We start from the raw sequence: 17,408 nt of genomic DNA on the forward strand, positions 1-17,408 counted from the left end.
AGAAGTGCGGGACCCCCGTCGTCCTGCTCCGGACGGTCTCTAGCGCCCCAGCGCGGCCAGTTCCTTGGCCGCCTCCGTCAGATCCTTCGCCGTGTCGATGGCACGCCAATACGAACCCTGCGGAATCGGGAAACCGGCCAACCGCCGCTCACGGGCGAGGTGGGGAAACGTCGTGCGCTCATGGTCGCCGCGCTCGGGCAGCAGCCCGGCGAACTCCGGCGAGAAGACATAGACGCCCGCATTGATGTCGTACGTCGTCGGCGGGGACTCGATGAAGTCCGTGACGCGCCCGAAGCCGTCCGTCGCCACCGCGCCCCAGGGAATGCGTGGACGGGCCAGCGCGAGGGTCGCCACCGCGTCGCGCTCGGTGTGGAAGTCCGCCATCTCGCGCAGCGAGAAGCGGGTCCAGATGTCGCCGTTGGTGGCGTACCAGGCCCGCTCCGGGTGGGGGAGATGCGCGGCGGCGTACTTCAGGCCGCCACCGCGGCCGAGCGGCTCCGTCTCGACGACCGTCGTGACGTTCACCGGGAGGTCGGCGCTCTCCAGCCACTTCTGCAGGACGTCGGCGAGGTGGCCGCAGCTGACCACCACGTCCGTCACGCCCTCCTCCGCCAGCCAGACAAGCTGATGGCCGATGATCGGAGTCCCCGTGCCGGGGATCTCGACCATCGGCTTGGGCCGGTCGTCGGTGTAGGGACGCAGCCGGGAGCCCTGGCCGCCGGCCAGAATGACGGCTTGAACAGGGCGGGACGCGGCGTTCGGATCGGTCATGACCGAACTGTACGTGGCGTCCCGCTCGCGGCCGGGACCTGCAACCGTTCCTTAATCAGCCGTTACCACCCTCCCCCGGTTGGTCCGCGTTCAGCTGTGCGCCGCCGCGACGCCCGTCGCGAAGGCCGTGTCACAGACCGGGCGGGCGTACGACTGCGCACGCGTGGGCCCGTACACACGGACCGCGGCACGGCCCAGCGCACGCGCGATGGAGACGCAGTGCTTCGCCAGCGACGGACGGCCGTTGACCGCCTCCTGGAGGTGCGTGAGCGCGAGGCCCGGGTTCTTCTCCTGGAGTTCGGTCATGAGCTGGTCGCGCAACACGTCCTGCGGAGCACGGGCCCCGGGCGCCTTGGCGTCCGACAGCGAGGCGTCCGACGCGGTGAGCACCGAGTTCGAGGGATTCCCCGACCAGTTGACTCGGGTGACCGCGAGGGTCCCGGAGAGCACCAGGACGACGGGCAGGACGAGGGCGAGGGTGCGGCCGATCCGGCGGGCGGGGCCCCGGCCGCGTCGCGTCTGTTGGTTAGTGGAGTGCTTCACGCGTGTGAGGGTAGCGCGGGGTGATGATTTGGCGACATTTAGTCACCGGTTCGGGGGATGAACTGGTGCCTTTTTCTGGGTACCGCGTTGACGCGACTGCTCGAAATGACCGGTCTGCCGGGGTATTTGTCGGCAGCGAAGAGGGCCCCGCAGCGGACTGCGGGGCCCGCGTCGTCAACTCGGGTGAAGATGCCCGGGTTGTTCGCTCTTTTCGCCTCAGTCGGTGAGGCGCTCGCCCGTGGAGGTCGAGAACACGTGGATCTCGCCCGGCCGCGGCACGACGTGCAGCGTGGCGCCCTTGTCGGGGACCGCGCGGCCGCTGACGCGGACGACCAGGTCCTTGAGGTCGTCGTCGACCTTGGCGCTGCCGTAGACGTAACCGTCGGCGCCGAGCTCCTCGACGACGTTCACGGAGACCGCGAGACCGGCCGGGGCGTCCTCGGTGTCCTTCGACAGGGCCGAGGCGGCGGCGCCGCCGTGCTCGACGATGTCGAAGTGCTCGGGGCGGACGCCGACGGTGACCGTGCGGTCTCCCTTGTCGGAGGCGGCCTTCAGGGCGTCACGGCTGACCGGGACGACGCTGTTGCCGAACTTCACGCCGCCGTCGGTGATCGGGACCTCGACGAGGTTCATCGCGGGGGAGCCGATGAAACCGGCGACGAAGAGGTTGGCGGGACGGTCGTACATGTTGCGCGGCGAGTCGACCTGCTGGAGCAGGCCGTCCTTCAGCACGGCCACCCGGTCGCCCATCGTCATGGCCTCGACCTGGTCGTGGGTGACGTAGACGGTGGTGATGCCGAGACGGCGCTGCAGGGACGCGATCTGCGTACGCGTCGACACGCGGAGCTTGGCGTCCAGGTTGGACAGCGGCTCGTCCATGAGGAACACCTGCGGCTCACGCACGATCGCGCGGCCCATGGCGACACGCTGACGCTGACCACCCGAGAGGGCCTTCGGCTTGCGGTCCAGGTACTCGGTGAGGTCGAGGATCTTCGCGGCCTCTTCGACCTTCTTGCGGATCTCCTGCTTGTTGACGCCGGCGATCTTGAGCGCGAAGCCCATGTTGTCGGCGACCGACATGTGCGGGTACAGCGCGTAGTTCTGGAACACCATGGCGATGTCCCGGTCCTTCGGCGGCAGGTGCGTGACGTCACGGTCGCCGATGCGGATGGCGCCGCCGTTCACGTCCTCGAGCCCCGCGAGCATGCGGAGCGAGGTGGACTTGCCGCAACCCGACGGACCGACGAGGACGAGGAACTCGCCGTCCTCGATGTCGATCTCCAGTGCGTCGACGGCGGGCTTGGTGGAACCCGGGTAGATCCGGGTCGCCTTGTCGAACGAGACAGTGGCCATGGTGAAAGGGCCCCCTTCTACCGGCAGGAACGTGCCGGACGATCCGTTGTAGGAAGGTGGTGAGCCGCCCCGGACAGAGCCCAGGGTGGTGTAGTCCACGCGTGTGAACTGGGTCAGGACGGTACCTGGCGGCAACGCATCTGTCAGTACTTGGGGGAGTGTGAACTTCGCCGAAATTTTCGACAAGCGCACCCTGTGGCCTGGGTACACTGCACGGGCACGTCATCACGTCACACGCGTGCAGGCCTCCTTAGCTCAGTTGGCCAGAGCAACGCACTTGTAATGCGTAGGTCGTCGGTTCGAATCCGACAGGGGGCTCCGGCTCAGGAAAAACCCAGGTCAGTTGGTATCTGACCTGGGTTTCTTCATGTCCGTGCGCCGAGCCGCGCCAGTGCCCCGTCCGTCAGGCGGTACACCGTCCACTCGTCCTGGGGCCGGGCGCCGAGCGCCTCGTAGAAGGCGATGGACGGGGTGTTCCAGTTCAGGACGGACCACTCCAGGCGCTCGTAGCCGCGCTCGACGCAGATCCGGGCGAGTTCGGTGAGCAGGGCCTTGCCGTGGCCGGCGCCTCGGGCGGTGGGGCGGACGTAGAGGTCCTCCAGGTAGATGCCGTGGACGCCGCGCCAGGTGGAGAAGTTCAGGAACCACAGGGCGAAGCCGACGGGTTCGCCGGTGGTGTCGTCGGTGGCGATGTGGGCGTAGGCGGCCGGGCGTTCGCCGAAGAGGGCCTCGTGGAGCTGTTCCGGGGTCGCCTTCGCCTCGTGCGGGGCCTTCTCGTACTCGGCCAGTTCGCGGACGAGGGCGTGGAGGACGGGAACGTCGGCGGGAGTCGCGGTGCGGATCATGCCCGGAGGCTAGCTCCCGCCGTTCCTCAGGCGCCTGGCGATTTCCCGTTGCCGGGGATCCGGCGGGCGGCCGTCCTCGGCGTCCCACAGGGCGTTCTGGAGGAGGCGGCCCAGTGTCCAGGCACGCGCGCGTGCGCGGTCCAGGCCGAGTACGTCGGTCATGGCGTCGAAGCGCCAGCGGATCTCGTCGGCGTCGAAGCGGTTGGCGAGGGCGGGCCAGAGTTCGAAGCCGGGGTCGCCGGCGAGCGGCTTGGGGTCGATGGCGAGCCAGGGGGCGCGGTCACAGGCGAGGACGTTCTCGTCGTGCAGGTCCCAGTGCAGGAGGCGGTCTCCGGGTTCGTCCACCACTTCGCGTACGGCGGCCGCGCAGTCGGCGACCAGGCGGCGGGTGTCCGGGTCCGGGATGCGGGCCAGGGCGGAGGGGGTCCGCTCGAGCATGGCGCGCGCGATGTCACCGAGGCGGCGCATGCCCCGCGGGGCGGGCCCGGAGGTGAGGTGGGCCAGGAGGTGGGCGATGACCAGGACGGCCTCGCGGGTGTCGTCCAGGTGGGACAGCATGCGGGTGGGGTCGAGGCGTTCGAGGAGCATGGTGCCGGTCGTCTCGTCGTGGTCGAGGAGCCGTACGGCCCCGTCGCCGTCCCAGACGCGCAGGGCGACGGGCTCGCCCTCGCTCTCCTCGTCGCGGAGTTGCAGCTTCAGGACGGCCGACGTGCCGTCCGTGCGGACGACCGGCACCACCAGTGCGGCGACGCCGTGCATCGGCCGTCCGTCGACGGTCAGATCCCAACGTTCCAGGAAGTCGGCCGTCAGTTCCGGCAGACCGGCGATGAACGCGCGGCCCGCCTCTCCGTTGAACTCCTCCTGCGATGCGGCCAGCGCCTCCGGTATGTCGATCACGATCCGGACCCTACTCGCGTGCGGGAGTCGCCTCACGCGAATCGACCGGGGTATCCACACCGGGCTATCCACAGGGTGTGGACACGCGCCCGCGGCGCCCCCGGGACCTGCGTCCGGCACCCGGCGGAGCGCCGGCTCGGGACCTGGCGACGGCTCGGGGTGTGCGTCGCCGCGCCTGCGCCGGCCTTCCTGACGGCCGTTGCTCAGGCCACCGATTCCGGCACCGCCGTGCCCTTCGGGGCGCCGCGTTTCGGGGGTTTCGTCGTGACCATCAGGCCGGCGATCAGGCCGGCCAGGAGCATGATGCCGGCGGCCCACCAGATGGCGACCGTGTACCCGTGGACGACGGCTTCCTTCGCCATCAGGGCCCGGTCGCCGGAACCGGCGAGGTGGGCGGTGACGTAGGCGGTGCTGCTGGTGGTGGCGATGGTGTTGAGGAGGGCCGTGCCGATGGAACCGCCGACCTGTTGTGAGGTGTTGAGGGTCGCCGAGGTGACACCGGAGTCCTGGGGGGCGACGCCCGCGGTGGCGGTGGAGAAGACCGGCATGAAGGTCAGGCCCATGCCCAGGCCCATGAGGATCAGCGCGGGGAGGATGTCGGTGGCGTACTCGCTGTCCACCGTCATCCGGGTGAGGATCACCATGCCGGACGAGGCGAGGAGCATGCCGGGGACCATGAGCATGCGGGGCGGTACGCGGTTGATCAGGCGGGCCGAGATCTGGGTGGAGCCGGTGATGATCGACGCGGTGAGGGGGAGGAAGGCGAGGCCCGTCTTCACGGGGGAGTAACCGAGGACGACCTGCAGGTAGTACGTCATGAAGAGGAACAGGCCGAACATGCCGACGACGGCGAGGCCCATGGTGAGGAAGCAGCCGGCGCGGTTGCGGTCCTTGATGACGTGGAGGGGGAGCAGGGGCTGGGGGGCCCGGGTCTGCCACCACACGAACACGGCGAGCAGGACGACGCCCGCCGCGAAGAGGCCGAGGACCAGGGGGTCGGTCCAGCCCCGGGGTTCGGCCTCGCTGAAGCCGTAGACGATCGCGACGAGGCCGCCGCAGCCCAGGAGCACGCCGGGGACGTCGAGGCGGGCGCCGGTGCGGCCGGGGCGGTCGTGGAGGAGGGCGAGGGCGCCGAAGACGGCGACGGCGGCGATGGGGACGTTGACGTAGAGGCACCAGCGCCAGTTCAGGTACTCGGTGAGCAGGCCGCCGACGATGAACCCGATGGCGGCACCGCTGCCGGCGAGGGCGCCGTAGATGCCGAAGGCCTTTCCGCGTTCCCTGGGGTCGGTGAAGGTGGTGGTGAGCAGGGAGAGGGCGGACGGGGCGAGCAGCGCGGCGAAGACGCCCTGGAGGGCGCGGGCGCCGAAGAGCATGGCGGAGCCGGTGGCGGCGCCGCCGAGCGCGGAGGCGGCGGCGAAGCCGACGAGGCCGATGACGAAGGTGCGTTTGCGGCCGACCAGGTCGGCGATGCGGCCGCCGAGCAGGAGGAGGCCGCCGAAGGCGAGCGTGTAGGCGGTGATGACCCATTGCCGGTCACCGTCGGAGATGCCCAGGTCGTGCTGTGCGGAGGGGAGCGCGATGTTCACGATGGTCGCGTCGAGTACGACCATCAGCTGCGCGAGGGCGATGATCACCAGGCCCCACCAACGGCGCGGGTCGGCCTCGGGAGCACCTGCAGGGGGGACGCTCACCTGGTCAGCAGACCATGGATCAGGGTCTGCCGCATCCGCGGACGTCATGGCTCCAGCACCACCTTTCCGGTCGTCGCGCGGGTCTCCAGGGCCCGGTGTGCGGCGGCCGCCTCGGCGAGGGGGAAGCGCTGTACGGCGGGGGTGAGGCGGCCCTCGGCGGCCTGGGTGAGGGCGCGCAGTTCGAGGACGCGTACGGGGTCGGGGCCGCCGGCCTTCTGCAGCATCACGGGGCCGAGGACCTGCTCGGACACGCCCTCTACCAGATAGGGCCCGCCGTCGTGGATGCCTTCTCCGGACCAGCCGAAGACGATGTGCCTGCCGCCGGGGCCGAGCAGGTCGACGGCCTCGCGGGCGACATCGCCGCCGACGCCGTCGAAGACGACGGTCGCGGTCCCTCCGCCCAGGTAGGCGCGGACCTTGTCCGGCCAGGCCGGGTCCTTGTAGTCGACGGCGAGGTCGGCGCCGTTCGCCTGGACGCGGGCGGCCTTCTCCGGGCCGCCGGCGAGGCCGATGACGGTGGCGCCGGCGTGCTTGGCGTATTGGACGAGGAGGGTGCCGATGCCGCCGGCGGCGGCCGGGATCACGGCGACGGAGTCGGGGCCGAGCTCGGCGAACTGGAGGATCCCCATGGTCGTACGGCCCGTGCCGATCATGGCGACGGCCTGGGCGAAGTCCAGGTTCGCGGGGATCTCGTGGAGGCGTTCGACCTCGGTGACGGCGAGTTCGGCGTAGCCACCGGGCGCGAAACCGAGGTGGGCGACCACGCGCTTGCCGAGCCACAGGCCGGCGACGCCCGCGCCGAGGGCGTCGACGACGCCGGCGACCTCGCGGCCGGGGATCGTGGGCAGGGTGGGCGGCGCGGGGAGGGGGCCCTGCATGCCCTCGCGCAGGGCGGTGTCCAGGAGGTGGACCCCGGCCGCGGCCACGGCGATGCGGACCTGGCCGGGGGCGGGGCTGGGGGCCTCGGTCTCCTCGTAGGTGAGGTGGTCGGCCGGGCCGAAGGTGTGCAGGCGGATGGCGTGCATGTGGGGTCCCCCATCGGGCATCTGGCATCTGGCATCTGGCATCTGGCATCGGTGGCTGGTGCTGACGTGCTGACGTGCTGACGTGCCGACGTGTTGACCTCTGTCGTGCTGTCGGCAGAGCCCCACTCTTCAACCTCAAGCATGCTTGAGGTCAAGAGTGTTCCGGCCGAGGGCGAGTGAGACGGCGGTCAGGGCGCTGTTGAAGGAGACCTCGGACAGGACGCCGGGGGCGGCGACCTGGTCGCCCGCCAGGTAGACGTCGTCGCCGCGGTCGACGGCGGGCCGGTCGCGCCAGCTCGTGCCCGGCAGGTCGACGGCGCCGGTACGGCCGTTCGCGACAGCTTCGCGGCGCCAGGTGACGCGCCCGCGCCAGCCCTCGAAGGCGAGGTCGAGGAGTTGCTCGGCGCGGGCGACGCCGTCGGCCTTCGTCTCGTGCGGGGCGATCGGGATCTGCCCCTGGACGAGTTGCTCGCCGGCGGGGGCGAGGGAGCGGTCCTGGGCGGTGAAGCGTTCGAGCCAGCCGGGGGAGTCGAGGTCGGAGACGGCGAAGGCGTCGCCGCGCCGGGTGCGTACGGCGAGGTCGACGAGGGTGGTACGGCCGCTGGTCCAGGTCAGGGAGTGGTCGCCGAGGAGGCGGCGTGCGGCGTCGAGGGAGGTGGCGACGACGACGGGCGTGTCGGTGGGGAGGGTGTCGATCCGGGCGAGCGTCTCCATCCGGACTCCCAGATTCCAGGCCCGGGAGGCCATCCGGTCGATGACACTGGCCCAGCCGCCGCGCGGGTACTGGGCCTCGGGCGGGAGCTTGGTGGCGCGGCGCAGGCGTTCCTGCACGAAAGCCGCGGACAGGGAGCCGGGGTCGTGGTGGAAGAGGGCGACGGCCGAGTAGTGCGCGGCGGCGCGGGCCCCCTCCTCGCCGGCCTGTTCGGTCGCCCAGGTCATGAAGTCGACGTCGACGGGTGCCTGCCGGATGCCGGGGCGCAGCAGCTTGAGCATCGCGAAGGGCGGGGTGCGGCGCAGGACGCCCTTGTGGCGCAGCCGCAGCCGGGCCGCTTCCAGCGGCGGGATCGGCGCGAGCGGGCCGATGAGGTCGCGCTGCCTGAGCCAGGCCCAGTGCGGGCCGCCGCTGTAGAGGGCGTGCGGTCCTTCGTTCGTCCGGTACGGCCCCTCGGCGGTCCGGGCTCGCCCGCCGAGGGTGTGGTGGGCTTCGTAGACGGTGACCTTGGCGCCCGCCTCGGCGGCGGTGAGGGCGGCGGTGAGTCCGGCGAAGCCGCCGCCGATGACGGTGATGCGGTGCATGGTTCGGTTCTCCTTCGGTCGGTCCTGTGGATACGACCGATGCGGGCCCTCGAATGTGACATCGCCGGTGTTTGTGCAGGTCAGGGCGATTGTCAGTGGTGGGGTGCAGCATGGGGGCATGGCGAGGAGAGCGGTGGGCGGGACGGGACGGGCCGGCGGGACCGGGGTGAGGGCGGCGCGGCGCCCCGAGCTGCGGCTGCCTCCGCTGGAGCCGTACGGCGGCGGGGGGCTGGAGCCGGACGGGGACTACGACGGGCTGGAGTTCGTGGCGGCGGACTTCGCGGGGCAGGACGGGCGGGGCGCCCGCTTCATGGACTGCGCGCTGACGGGGTGCGCGCTGGACGAGACCCGGCTGCACCACGCCCGCTTCCTGGACTCGGTCCTCACCGGCATCCGGGGTGTGGGCACCGACCTGGCCGAGTCGACGCTGCGGGACGTCGAGTTGGTCGACGCCCGGCTCGGCGGCACGCAGATGCACGGAGCCGTCCTGGAGCGCGTCCTGATCCGGGGCGGCAAGATCGACTATCTGAACCTGCGCACGGCCCGCCTCAAGGACGTCGTCTTCCAGGGCTGTGTCCTGGTCGAGCCGGACTTCGGGGGAGCCCGGCTGGAGCGGGTCGAGTTCGTGGACTGCGAACTGAAGGGGGCGGATCTCAGTGCGGCCACGCTGAAGGACGTCGACCTGCGCGGGGCCGCTTCCCTGGAGATCGCTCGTGGCGTGGACCGGCTGGCGGGGGCGGTGATCAGTCCGGCGCAACTGCTGGATCTGGCGCCGGTGCTGGCGGCGGAGATGGGGGTTCGGGTGGAGGGGTGACGGGTGGCGTACGCCGCCCTGGAGCCGACCGGTGTGGCCGCGGGTGGGACGGCCGGGCCGGGGGCCGGAGAAGCCCGTCCCGCGCGCGGTCCCCAGCCCGCCGCGAGGGGGCGGGGGGCCAGCGAGGCGGTTCAGGCCCTGGGGAAGCGCGCCTGCAGGGTCCAGATCGCCGGGTTCTCGCCCAGGTCGTCGTGCAGGTCGATCAGGTCGGCGATCAGGTCGTGCAGGAAGTCCCGGGCCTCCTTGCGGAGTTCGGCGTGGGAGAAGCTCAGCGGGGGCTCGTCGGCCGGCATCCAGTCGGCCTCGATGTCCACCCAGCCGAAGCGGCGCTCGAAGAGCATGCGGTCGCTGGACTCGGTGAAGTCGAGTTCCGCGCGCTGCGGGCGGGAGGCGCGGGAGCCGGCCGGGTCGCGGTCGATCTGCTCGACGATGTCGCACAGGGCCCACGCGAAGTCGAGCACTGGAACCCATCCCCAGGCTGTGGACAGCTCCCGGTCCGCCTTGGTGTCGGCGAGGTAGACGTCCCCGCAGAACAGGTCGTGGCGCAGAGTGTGGACGTCCGCGCGGCGGTAGTCGGTCTGCGGGGGGTCCGGGAAGCGGTTGGAGAGGGCGTAGCCGATGTCGAGCACGTACGAGATGGTGCCACGCGCGTCCTCGTAGGATCACCGGCGTGTCCCGATCCGCGCCCGTTGTCCCGGCCTGTACGCCCCGTCTTCTCGTCGTCGCCCTCGTCCTGGGCCTCACCCTGACCGCGTGCGGCGGCAAGGAAGCGCCCGGCCGGCCCGGCGGCTCCGGGGTGGGCGACCCGTACTTCCCGAAGGCGGGCAACGGCGGGTACGACGTCACGCACTACGACCTGGACCTCGCCTACGAGCCCGACACCGGCCACCTCACCGGCACGGCGACGATCAGCGCCCGCGCCACCCAGGACCTCTCCGCCTTCGACCTCGACTTCGAGGGGCTCGACGTCGGCGGGGTCACCGTGGACGGCGAGGGAGCCCGCTGGGACCGCGCCGGGCAGGAGCTGACCGTGCGCCCGCGCGAAGGGCTCGGCGAGGGGGAGACCTTCCGTGTGAGCGTCCGCTACTCCGGCACCCCGGTGACGATCACCGACCCGGACGGCTCCGAGGAGGGCTGGCTGCGCACCGCGGACGGGGCGCTGGCCCTCGGGGAGCCGACGGGTTCGATGGCGTGGTTCCCCGGCGACCACCACCCCTCAGACAAGGCGTCGTACGAGGTCACGGTGACCGTGCCGGAGGGACTGCGGGCCGTGTCCAACGGCGAGTTGGTGGGAGAGCGGACCACCGGGGGCCGTACGGCGTTCACCTGGCGCACCGCTGAACCCATGGCGAGTCACGCCGCCACGGTCGCCGTCGGTGACTTCGACATCCGCCGCTCCACCACCGCCGACGGCCTGCCCGTGTACGTCGCCGTCGACCCGGGCCCGGCCGGGGAGAGCCGGAAGGTGCTGGACGGGATCCCCGAGATCATGGAGTGGGCCACGGACACCTTCGGGCCGTATCCGTTCTCCTCCACCGGAGCGATCGTCGACCGCGACGGCGACGCCGGTTACGCCCTGGAGACCCAGAACCGGCCCGTCTTCCCCGGCGTCCCCGACACCTCGCTCCTCGTCCATGAACTCGCCCACCAGTGGTACGGCAACTCGGTCACGCCGAAGACCTGGCAGGACATGTGGCTCAACGAGGGCTTCGCGACCTACGCGGAGTGGCTGTGGCGGGAGGAACACGGCGGCGACAGCGCCCAGAAGACCTTCGACGCGCTGTACGACCACGGCGAGGAGACCCACGAGGACCTCTGGTCCTTCCCGCCCGCCGAGCCGACGAGCGCCGCCCACCTCTCCGACAGTCCCGTCTACGAGCGCGGCGCCATGGTCCTCCACCGGATCCGGCAGACGGTCGGAGACACCGCCTTCCGCGCCCTCCTCCGCGGCTGGGCCGCCGCCCACCGGCACGGCAACGCGGACACGGCCGACTTCACGGCGTACGTGGAGAAGCGCGCGCCGGGGAAGGACTTCGACGGGATCTGGGCGGACTGGCTGTACGGGGACGGGAAGCCGGCGCCCGCCAAGGACTGAGGGCCGGCCGGCGGACGGCGGTCGGTGGACCTCAGACCGAGCCGTCGGGATCCGGTACGGCGATCGGGGCGGCGAGGCGCGGCTGGCGCAGCGGCTTGCGCAGGACGGCGCAGGGGCGGCCGGCCCTGCTGTCCGCGCGGTGGTCGATCACCTCGTAGCCGAGGGCCGTCCAGAAGGCGAGGCCCCGCGGGTTCGCGTCGAGGACGGCCAGGCGTACGGCGGTTCGGCCCGCGGCGCGGAACCGGTCTTCGACGAGCGAGGCCAACTGTCGTCCGTGGCCCTGCCGATGGACGTCCGCCGCCACCATCAGGAAGCCGATCCAGGGGTCCGGGTCGGCCGGGTCGGGGTGCCGGTCGAGGGTGATCGCGATCCCGACCAGCCGTCCCTCGCTGCGAGCCAGCAGCACCTCCACCCCCGGGTCCGCCGCCTCCTCGGCCAGCGCGGCAGCCACCTGCTGCGGACGGATGTCGTCCGGGTCCGGGAAGTCACCGCTGAGCGCGTGGAAGTCGCGGTTGGCGGCGTACAGCGCGGTGAGTTCGGTGAGGAGGGGGCCCGGGAGGTCGTGGTCGGGCGTGAGGGGGAGGGCGGTGAGGATCACGCGGGCAACTTAGCGGCCGGGCGGCGGTGGGGTGGCGGGAACGCCGAAGCCCCCGGCCGTCACGGTCGGGGGCTTCGGCGGAGCTGCGGATGGACGTCGGTCAGACGTTCACACCGAAGTCCTGGGCGATGCCCACCAGGCCGGAGGCGTAACCCTGGCCGACCGCGCGGAACTTCCACTCGGCGCCGTTGCGGTAGAGCTCACCGAAGACCATGGCCGTCTCCGTGGCCGCGTCCTCCGAGAGGTCGTAGCGGGCGATCTCGGCCCCGCCCGCCTCGTTCAGAATGCGGATGTAGGCGTTGCGGACCTGGCCGAAGTTCTGGGAGCGGTTCTCCGCGTCGTAGATAGAGACCGGGAAGACGATCTTGTCGATGTCGGCCGGGAGGCCGGCGAGGTTGACCTTGATCGCCTCGTCGTCGCCCGCGCCCTCGCCGGTGCGGTTGTCACCGGTGTGGACGATGGTCTGGTCCGGGGTCTGCTTGTTGTTGAAGAACACGAAGTGGCCGTCCGAGTAGACCTTGCCCTGCGTGTTGACCGCGATCGCGGAGGCGTCGAGGTCGAAGTCCGTGCCGGTGGTGGTGCGGACGTCCCAGCCCAGGCCCACGGTGACGGCGGTCAGGCCCGGAGCCTCCTTGGTAAGCGAGACGTTGCCACCCTTGGACAGGCTTACAGCCATTGTTGGGAGTCCTTCCCTCGTTAGACATACGGCAGCATGAAGCTACAGCTACCGGTATCAACGCGGAGAGGGGTACGCGAGGTTCCAGGTCTCTTTACTTTCTTTACCGAGCCGTTTCCCGGCCGCGCCGATAATCGCGTGACGTGGACCGGACAGACCAGGGAACATGGACGTCATGTCCGGTCCCCACGTCATCCGCGGCTCCGTCTCGCTCCCCGAGGCCGAGCTCATCTGGCGTTTCTCCCGGTCGTCCGGGCCCGGCGGACAGCACGTCAACACGAGTGACACCCAGGTGGAGCTCCGCTTCGACCTGGCCCGTACCGAGGCGCTGCCCGAGGTGTGGAAGCAGCGGGCCCTGGAAAAGCTGGCGGGGCGGCTCGTCGACGGCGTCGTCACCGTGCGCGCCTCCGAGCACCGCTCCCAGTGGCGCAACCGCGAGACCGCCGCCGTGCGCCTGGCCGCTCTCCTCGCCGAGGCGACGGCCCCGCCGCCCAAGCCGCGCCGGCCCACCCGGATCCCCCGGGGCATCAACGAACGCCGGCTGCGGGAGAAGAAGCAGCGCTCGGACACCAAGCGGGGGAGAACCGGCCGCGACTGGGGGTGACCCCCGGCGCGTCGCTACGACAGCTCCAGCACCCCGACGATCTCCCCCTCGCTCGTCTCCCCGTTGGGGCGGAAGCCGAGCCGCGGGTAGAAGTCCTCGGGGCCGTGCGGACCGGGGTGCCAGGTGACGTACATCTCCTTGCCGCCCCGGCGGCGGATCTCGGCCGCCACCGACTCCACGGCGAACCGGCCGTAGCCGCGGCCCTGTTCGCCGGCGGCGATGTTCAGTCGCCACAGGCCGGAGCGGAAGAGGGTGCCGTCCTCTTTCCAGTCGATGTCGAAGAAGGCCATGAGGAAGCCGACGGGACGGTCGCCGTCGACGATCAGGCGGGGCCAGGCGACCCCGGCGGGGTGGACATACGCCTCGGCGAGGGACCGCAGCACCGGGGACACCGCGAATTCCTGTTCCGGGCGGACCTTTATGCCGGTGGCGGCCTCGAAGTTGTGGGGTGTGATCTCCACGAGGCGTGGCGCGGGTGTCGTCGTCATGCGCGCACCCTAGGCAGGCGGCCCGGGGCGGGGCGATCGAATTCCGGGCTCACCCCAACTGCCGGTACCGGCCCCGGAAATACGTCAGCGGGCCGCCGTCCGCGCTCGGCAGGGCCGCGGTCAGGACCCGGCCGATCACCAGGACGTGGTCGCCGGCCGGAACGCGCTGTTCCGTGCGGCATTCCAGGGTGGCCAGGGCGCCGCCCACCAGAGGAGCGCCGGACGCCTCGCCGCGGACGTAGGGGATGTCCTCGAAGAGGAGGCGGTCGCTGATACGGCCCTTCATGGCGAAGCGGCCGGCGATGTGCCGCTGGCTCTCGGAGAGCACCGACACCGCCCACAGGGGCTGCTCGTCGAGCAGGTCGTCCATGCGGGAGCCCTCGCGCAGGCTGACCAGCACCAGGGGCGGGTCGAGCGAGACCGACATGAACGCCGTCGCCGTCATGCCGACGTCCTCGCCGGTCGGCGCCTGCGGGTCGTCCGGGTCGAGCGAGGCCTCCTGCGCGGTCACCAGGACCACGCCGGCGGCCAGCCGGGACAGGGCTGCTCGGAACTCGTCGTTGCTCACCCCCACAGCATGCCCGGCGGCGGGAGCGGCGAGGGTGGCGGACGGGGCGAGGGGAGTGTTCGGCACACCCGAAACGCTAGTGGCCGGGCCGTGCGTGCCGCATCGGACCTCGGCCCGAGACCGGTCCTAGGACTCGCGGACGAGTTTCTCTGTGTACTCTCTGTGTTCCGCCCGTGGCCCTTCCGTGCGGTCTCCCCATTCATCCAAAGTTTGCGTTCAGTAAACGCACAGGGAAAACGCAGAAACTCCACTCAATTGCTCATCTTTCGCTGTGACTTGAGTCACAAGGGGGACTAATTGTTGACCCTGTGTACCGAGTGGGCAGCGCGCTGTGATTCAGTGGCGGGGAAGTTGCTAGGACGATACGCCGATGAGAACCCTTGATTCGCTGCGAGGTCTCGGGGGGAGGGCGAGCATGGAGACCGAGTCGGAGCCCTACGTCCGCCTTGCGTCCCTGCGACAGCTGCACCAGGTCATGGCCGACATGAACACGGCCCGCAGCCTCGCGGACACACTGCAGACCGTGGCCGACGGCGTGGTCACCGCCCTCGGGTACGAGCTGGCGTGCGTGAACCTCGTACGTCCCGACGGCGACCTCGTCGTCGCCGCGTTCGCGGGCAACGCGGCCGCCGAGGCGCTGATCACCGGCCGCGTCGGCTCCCGCGAGTCCTGGGAGCGCCGGCTCGGCATGGGCGAGCACTGGGGCGACCTGGTCTACATACCGCACACCGAGGGCTGGGTCCTCGACGACGACGACGTACCGCAGTGGTACACCGACGGGCCCGCGCCCCGCTTCGAGGACGAGTGGCACCCCTCCGACCGGCTCTTCGCCCCCATGTACGCGCCCGGCCCGCCCGGCGGCTCTAGCGGTGAGCTGATCGGCGTGCTGTCCGTGGACCGGCCGCGCAACGGCCGCCGTCCGGGCGCGTGGGGCCGCGAAGCGCTCCAGATGTACACCTTCCAGGCCGCCATCGCGATCAGCAACGCGCGTCTACGTGCCAACATGCAGCGCGCACTGGTCAGGCTCGAAAGGGAGCAGCAGGCCCTGCGCGCCAGCGAGGAAAGCTTCCGGCAGGCCTTCGAGTACGCCCCCTCCGGCATGGCCATCGCCGAGATGGGCGGCGACCAGCACGGCCGGATCCTGCGCACGAACGACGCCCTGTGCCGTCTGCTGGGCCGCCCCGCCTCCGCGATGCGCCGCTACTCCTTCTCCGACCTCGTCCACCCCGAGGACATAGGCACCCTGCTCCGCACCTCCGCCGAGGGCGGCCGCGCGGAACTCCGGCTCGGCCGCCGCGACGGCACCTACATCTGGGTCCACCTGCGCAACTCCGTCGTCGCCGACGCGGCCGACGGCCCCCGGTTCCTCCTCACCCACGTCGAGGACATCGAGGACCGCAAGCGCCGCGAACTGCAGCTCGCGCACCGCGCCTCGCACGACGCGCTCACCGGCCTGCCGAACTCCGCCGAGCTGCGCTCCCGGCTCGCCTCCCGCCTGTGTCAGCGCGCCGCCGACCACGCGAGCGTCCTGGAGCCGGTGGACGCCGCGTACAGCCACCCCGTCTTCGACACGGGCGGCCACGGCTTCGACTTCCGACCGGGCACCGAGTCGTACGACAACTACGACCACCATGTGCACACCGTCGCCCCGGAGGGTGAACACGACGACGGCACCAAGGGGCTCGCGGTCCTCTTCTGCGACCTCGACGGCTTCAAGTCGATCAACGACCGGTTCGGGCACAACTCCGGTGACGCGGTCCTCATCGAGGTCGCCCGGCGTCTGTCCCGTGCCGTTCGCGACGGTGACACCGTGGCCCGCCTCGGCGGCGACGAGTTCGTCGTGCTGGCAGACGGGCTCGGCCGGGCCGACGCCCAGGACCTCGCCGTACGCCTGCGCAACGAGATCATCCAGCCCATCCGGGTCGACGGACGGGCCATGCGGGTCGGCGCCAGCTTCGGCATCGGCTGGGCCCATTGCGGGATGACGGCGGATGAGGTGTTGAAGTCGGCCGACGAGCGGATGTACGTCGAGAAACGATCGCGTCCCAAACAACACAGACGCGCGGGTTGATCCCCAGGTCAGCGAGCTGATGCGATCCGAGTCACCCGTTTGGGCCACCAGGAGCGGGTAGGCTCGCCCTTCTCACCACCCCAATCGCATCCGCACCGCACCTGTTGAGGAGACCAAGGGATGACGGCCGGCAACAACGGCGCGAGCACGCCCGAGGACGACGACCCGTTCGGCTATCTCTACGCCGACGGGCAGGCCAACGGCGCCCAGCCGCCCTCCGGTGCGGGCGGCTACGGCTACCCGGGCTCCGTCAACCGGGTGCGCGCGGTCGGTCAGCGACAGTACGGCCAGCAGGCCCCAGCCGCCGCGACCGCACCGTACGGCCAGGTTCCGCAGCAGGGTGCCCAGGGCCAGCCGAGCGCCCACTACGCGGCGCCCGAGACCTTCCCGGGCAGCGCACCCACCACCCAGCAGCAGCAGCCGTCCTACAGCGGTGGCGGCGGCCGGCAGGGCCCCAACACCAAGGGACTGCTGATCGGCGCGATCGCGGTCGTCGCCGCGGTCGTCATCGGCATCGGGGTGGCGATGACGGGCGGTGACGGCAACGACAACGCGGGCGGGAACGAGGCGTCCTCGTCGCCGACGACGACGCAGAACTCCGAGCCGAGTGCCTCGCCCTCGCAGTCGGCCGCCGCCGGTGAGCTCCCGAAGACCGACGCGAAGACCCTGCGTCTCGAGGGCGGCACAAGCCTCGCCTCCGACGTGAAGGGCGCCCAGTCCGAGGGCGGCGTGTATGTGCAGGGCTTCAACCAGGTCGGCGCCAAGGTCACCTGGACGGTCAACGGCATCGAGAAGGCCGGCACCTACCGGCTCTACGTCCGTTACGACATCCCCGGTGTCGACGCCAACGCGACGCTGACGGTCAACGGCAAGGCCAACACGCAGCCGCTGAACATGAAGAACTTCGCCAAGCAGCCCGCGGGTGACTGGGAGAAGGGCTGGCAGACCACCTGGGGTCAGGTCTCCCTCACCAAGGGCACCAACACGATCGAGCTCTCGTGCCAGCAGGGCAACCAGTGTGACGCCTACCTCGATCAGTTCTCCGTGACGGAGAACGTCGACCAGTAGGG

General features: G+C 71.0%; 17 protein-coding genes, 1 tRNA gene and 1 pseudogene. 6 read left to right on the top strand and 13 right to left on the bottom strand.

Annotation, left to right across the window (positions count from 1 at the left end; translation table 11 throughout):
* Positions 1-39: 39 nt before the first annotated feature.
* The 3 genes from ACWBNA_RS21465 to ACWBNA_RS21475 form a co-directional block, all read right to left on the bottom strand.
* Entirely contained in the window at positions 40-771 is a 732-nt protein-coding gene (locus ACWBNA_RS21465) for a nucleotidyltransferase family protein (protein ID WP_482706060.1), read from the bottom strand.
* A 90-nt stretch (positions 772-861) separates the two neighbouring features.
* Positions 862-1,314 carry a hypothetical protein gene (locus tag ACWBNA_RS21470; protein ID WP_482706061.1) on the bottom strand — a complete coding sequence of 151 codons (453 nt, stop codon included), beginning with the start codon at positions 1,312-1,314 and terminating at the stop codon, positions 862-864.
* A 216-nt stretch (positions 1,315-1,530) separates the two neighbouring features.
* Positions 1,531-2,667 carry an ABC transporter ATP-binding protein gene (locus ACWBNA_RS21475; RefSeq protein WP_482706062.1) on the bottom strand — a complete coding sequence of 379 codons (1,137 nt, stop codon included), beginning with the start codon at positions 2,665-2,667 and terminating at the stop codon, positions 1,531-1,533.
* 244 nt (positions 2,668-2,911) lie between these two features.
* Here ACWBNA_RS21475 and ACWBNA_RS21480 point away from each other — a divergent pair.
* A tRNA-Thr gene (locus tag ACWBNA_RS21480) sits at positions 2,912-2,985 on the top strand.
* A 47-nt stretch (positions 2,986-3,032) separates the two neighbouring features.
* On the opposite strand, the gene ACWBNA_RS21485 is transcribed toward ACWBNA_RS21480, so the two are convergent.
* The 5 genes from ACWBNA_RS21485 to ACWBNA_RS21505 all read right to left on the bottom strand — a co-directional run bounded on the left by ACWBNA_RS21485 (position 3,033) and on the right by ACWBNA_RS21505 (position 8,424).
* Positions 3,033-3,512 carry a GNAT family N-acetyltransferase gene (locus tag ACWBNA_RS21485; protein ID WP_482706063.1) on the bottom strand — a complete coding sequence of 160 codons (480 nt, stop codon included), beginning with the start codon at positions 3,510-3,512 and terminating at the stop codon, positions 3,033-3,035.
* 9 nt (positions 3,513-3,521) lie between these two features.
* Positions 3,522-4,409: an aminoglycoside phosphotransferase family protein gene (locus tag ACWBNA_RS21490; RefSeq protein WP_482706064.1), complete on the bottom strand. Its 888-nt coding sequence runs from the start codon at positions 4,407-4,409 to the stop codon at positions 3,522-3,524.
* 203 nt (positions 4,410-4,612) lie between these two features.
* Positions 4,613-6,151: an MFS transporter gene (locus tag ACWBNA_RS21495; protein ID WP_482706065.1), complete on the bottom strand. Its 1,539-nt coding sequence runs from the start codon at positions 6,149-6,151 to the stop codon at positions 4,613-4,615.
* On the bottom strand, positions 6,148-7,128 hold the full coding sequence (locus tag ACWBNA_RS21500) for a zinc-binding dehydrogenase (protein WP_482706066.1): 981 nt from the start codon (positions 7,126-7,128) through the stop codon (positions 6,148-6,150). Before ACWBNA_RS21500 ends, ACWBNA_RS21495 begins: the two co-directional genes overlap by 4 nt.
* A gap of 135 nt (positions 7,129-7,263) precedes the next feature.
* Positions 7,264-8,424: an NAD(P)-binding protein gene (locus ACWBNA_RS21505; RefSeq protein WP_482706067.1), complete on the bottom strand. Its 1,161-nt coding sequence runs from the start codon at positions 8,422-8,424 to the stop codon at positions 7,264-7,266.
* Positions 8,425-8,542: 118 nt separating this feature from the next.
* Here ACWBNA_RS21505 and ACWBNA_RS21510 point away from each other — a divergent pair, with 118 nt between their 5' ends.
* Positions 8,543-9,238: a pentapeptide repeat-containing protein gene (locus ACWBNA_RS21510; protein ID WP_482706068.1), complete on the top strand. Its 696-nt coding sequence runs from the start codon at positions 8,543-8,545 to the stop codon at positions 9,236-9,238.
* Between the two features lie 131 nt (positions 9,239-9,369).
* Here ACWBNA_RS21510 and ACWBNA_RS21515 read toward each other — a convergent pair whose 3' ends face one another.
* Positions 9,370-9,867 carry a hypothetical protein gene (locus ACWBNA_RS21515; protein ID WP_482706069.1) on the bottom strand — a complete coding sequence of 166 codons (498 nt, stop codon included), beginning with the start codon at positions 9,865-9,867 and terminating at the stop codon, positions 9,370-9,372.
* A gap of 41 nt (positions 9,868-9,908) precedes the next feature.
* On the opposite strand from ACWBNA_RS21515, the gene ACWBNA_RS21520 reads away from it, so the two are divergent.
* Positions 9,909-11,333, top strand: coding sequence for a M1 family metallopeptidase (locus ACWBNA_RS21520; RefSeq protein ID WP_482706070.1), 1,425 nt, complete (start codon positions 9,909-9,911; stop codon positions 11,331-11,333).
* Between the two features lie 34 nt (positions 11,334-11,367).
* Here the strand turns inward: ACWBNA_RS21520 and ACWBNA_RS21525 are convergent.
* Both ACWBNA_RS21525 and ACWBNA_RS21530 read right to left on the bottom strand, forming a co-directional pair.
* Positions 11,368-11,931 (bottom strand): annotated as a pseudogene (locus tag ACWBNA_RS21525) (GNAT family N-acetyltransferase); the annotation flags it as partial.
* Between the two features lie 100 nt (positions 11,932-12,031).
* A complete protein-coding gene (locus tag ACWBNA_RS21530; protein WP_482706071.1) occupies positions 12,032-12,607 on the bottom strand; it encodes a TerD family protein in 576 nt (191 codons plus the stop codon).
* Positions 12,608-12,773: 166 nt separating this feature from the next.
* On the opposite strand from ACWBNA_RS21530, the gene arfB reads away from it, so the two are divergent.
* Complete coding sequence (gene arfB / locus ACWBNA_RS21535) at positions 12,774-13,211, top strand: alternative ribosome rescue aminoacyl-tRNA hydrolase ArfB (RefSeq protein ID WP_482706072.1); 438 nt, start codon at positions 12,774-12,776, stop codon at positions 13,209-13,211.
* A 14-nt stretch (positions 13,212-13,225) separates the two neighbouring features.
* Here the strand turns inward: arfB and ACWBNA_RS21540 are convergent, their stop codons facing one another.
* Positions 13,226-13,699 carry a GNAT family N-acetyltransferase gene (locus tag ACWBNA_RS21540; protein ID WP_482706073.1) on the bottom strand — a complete coding sequence of 158 codons (474 nt, stop codon included), beginning with the start codon at positions 13,697-13,699 and terminating at the stop codon, positions 13,226-13,228.
* Positions 13,700-13,748: 49 nt separating this feature from the next.
* On the bottom strand, positions 13,749-14,333 hold the full coding sequence (locus ACWBNA_RS21545) for a flavin reductase family protein (protein WP_482706074.1): 585 nt from the start codon (positions 14,331-14,333) through the stop codon (positions 13,749-13,751).
* A gap of 349 nt (positions 14,334-14,682) precedes the next feature.
* On the opposite strand from ACWBNA_RS21545, the gene cdgB reads away from it, so the two are divergent.
* Both cdgB and ACWBNA_RS21555 read left to right on the top strand, forming a co-directional pair.
* A complete protein-coding gene (cdgB, locus tag ACWBNA_RS21550; RefSeq protein ID WP_482706075.1) occupies positions 14,683-16,338 on the top strand; it encodes a diguanylate cyclase CdgB in 1,656 nt (551 codons plus the stop codon).
* A 120-nt stretch (positions 16,339-16,458) separates the two neighbouring features.
* Positions 16,459-17,406 carry a CBM35 domain-containing protein gene (locus ACWBNA_RS21555; RefSeq protein WP_482706076.1) on the top strand — a complete coding sequence of 316 codons (948 nt, stop codon included), beginning with the start codon at positions 16,459-16,461 and terminating at the stop codon, positions 17,404-17,406.
* Positions 17,407-17,408 lie beyond the last annotated feature (2 nt).

This window comes from Streptomyces sp. Q2, assembly GCF_056820935.1.

Excerpts from the sequence above, each read along its gene's own strand:
- ACWBNA_RS21530 (WP_482706071.1), bottom strand. The coding sequence starts at position 12,607 with ATGGCTGTAAGCCTGTCCAAGGGTGGCAACGTCTCGCTTACCAAGGAG.
- ACWBNA_RS21505 (WP_482706067.1), bottom strand. The coding sequence starts at position 8,424 with ATGCACCGCATCACCGTCATCGGCGGCGGCTTCGCCGGACTCACCGCC.
- ACWBNA_RS21485 (WP_482706063.1), bottom strand. The coding sequence starts at position 3,512 with ATGATCCGCACCGCGACTCCCGCCGACGTTCCCGTCCTCCACGCCCTC.
- ACWBNA_RS21465 (WP_482706060.1), bottom strand. The coding sequence starts at position 771 with ATGACCGATCCGAACGCCGCGTCCCGCCCTGTTCAAGCCGTCATTCTG.
- ACWBNA_RS21540 (WP_482706073.1), bottom strand. The coding sequence starts at position 13,699 with ATGACGACGACACCCGCGCCACGCCTCGTGGAGATCACACCCCACAAC.
- ACWBNA_RS21510 (WP_482706068.1), top strand. The coding sequence starts at position 8,543 with ATGGCGAGGAGAGCGGTGGGCGGGACGGGACGGGCCGGCGGGACCGGG.
- arfB (WP_482706072.1), top strand. The coding sequence starts at position 12,774 with ATGGACGTCATGTCCGGTCCCCACGTCATCCGCGGCTCCGTCTCGCTC.
- ACWBNA_RS21500 (WP_482706066.1), bottom strand. The coding sequence starts at position 7,128 with ATGCACGCCATCCGCCTGCACACCTTCGGCCCGGCCGACCACCTCACC.
- ACWBNA_RS21495 (WP_482706065.1), bottom strand. The coding sequence starts at position 6,151 with ATGACGTCCGCGGATGCGGCAGACCCTGATCCATGGTCTGCTGACCAG.
- ACWBNA_RS21555 (WP_482706076.1), top strand. The coding sequence starts at position 16,459 with ATGACGGCCGGCAACAACGGCGCGAGCACGCCCGAGGACGACGACCCG.
- cdgB (WP_482706075.1), top strand. The coding sequence starts at position 14,683 with ATGGAGACCGAGTCGGAGCCCTACGTCCGCCTTGCGTCCCTGCGACAG.
- ACWBNA_RS21475 (WP_482706062.1), bottom strand. The coding sequence starts at position 2,667 with ATGGCCACTGTCTCGTTCGACAAGGCGACCCGGATCTACCCGGGTTCC.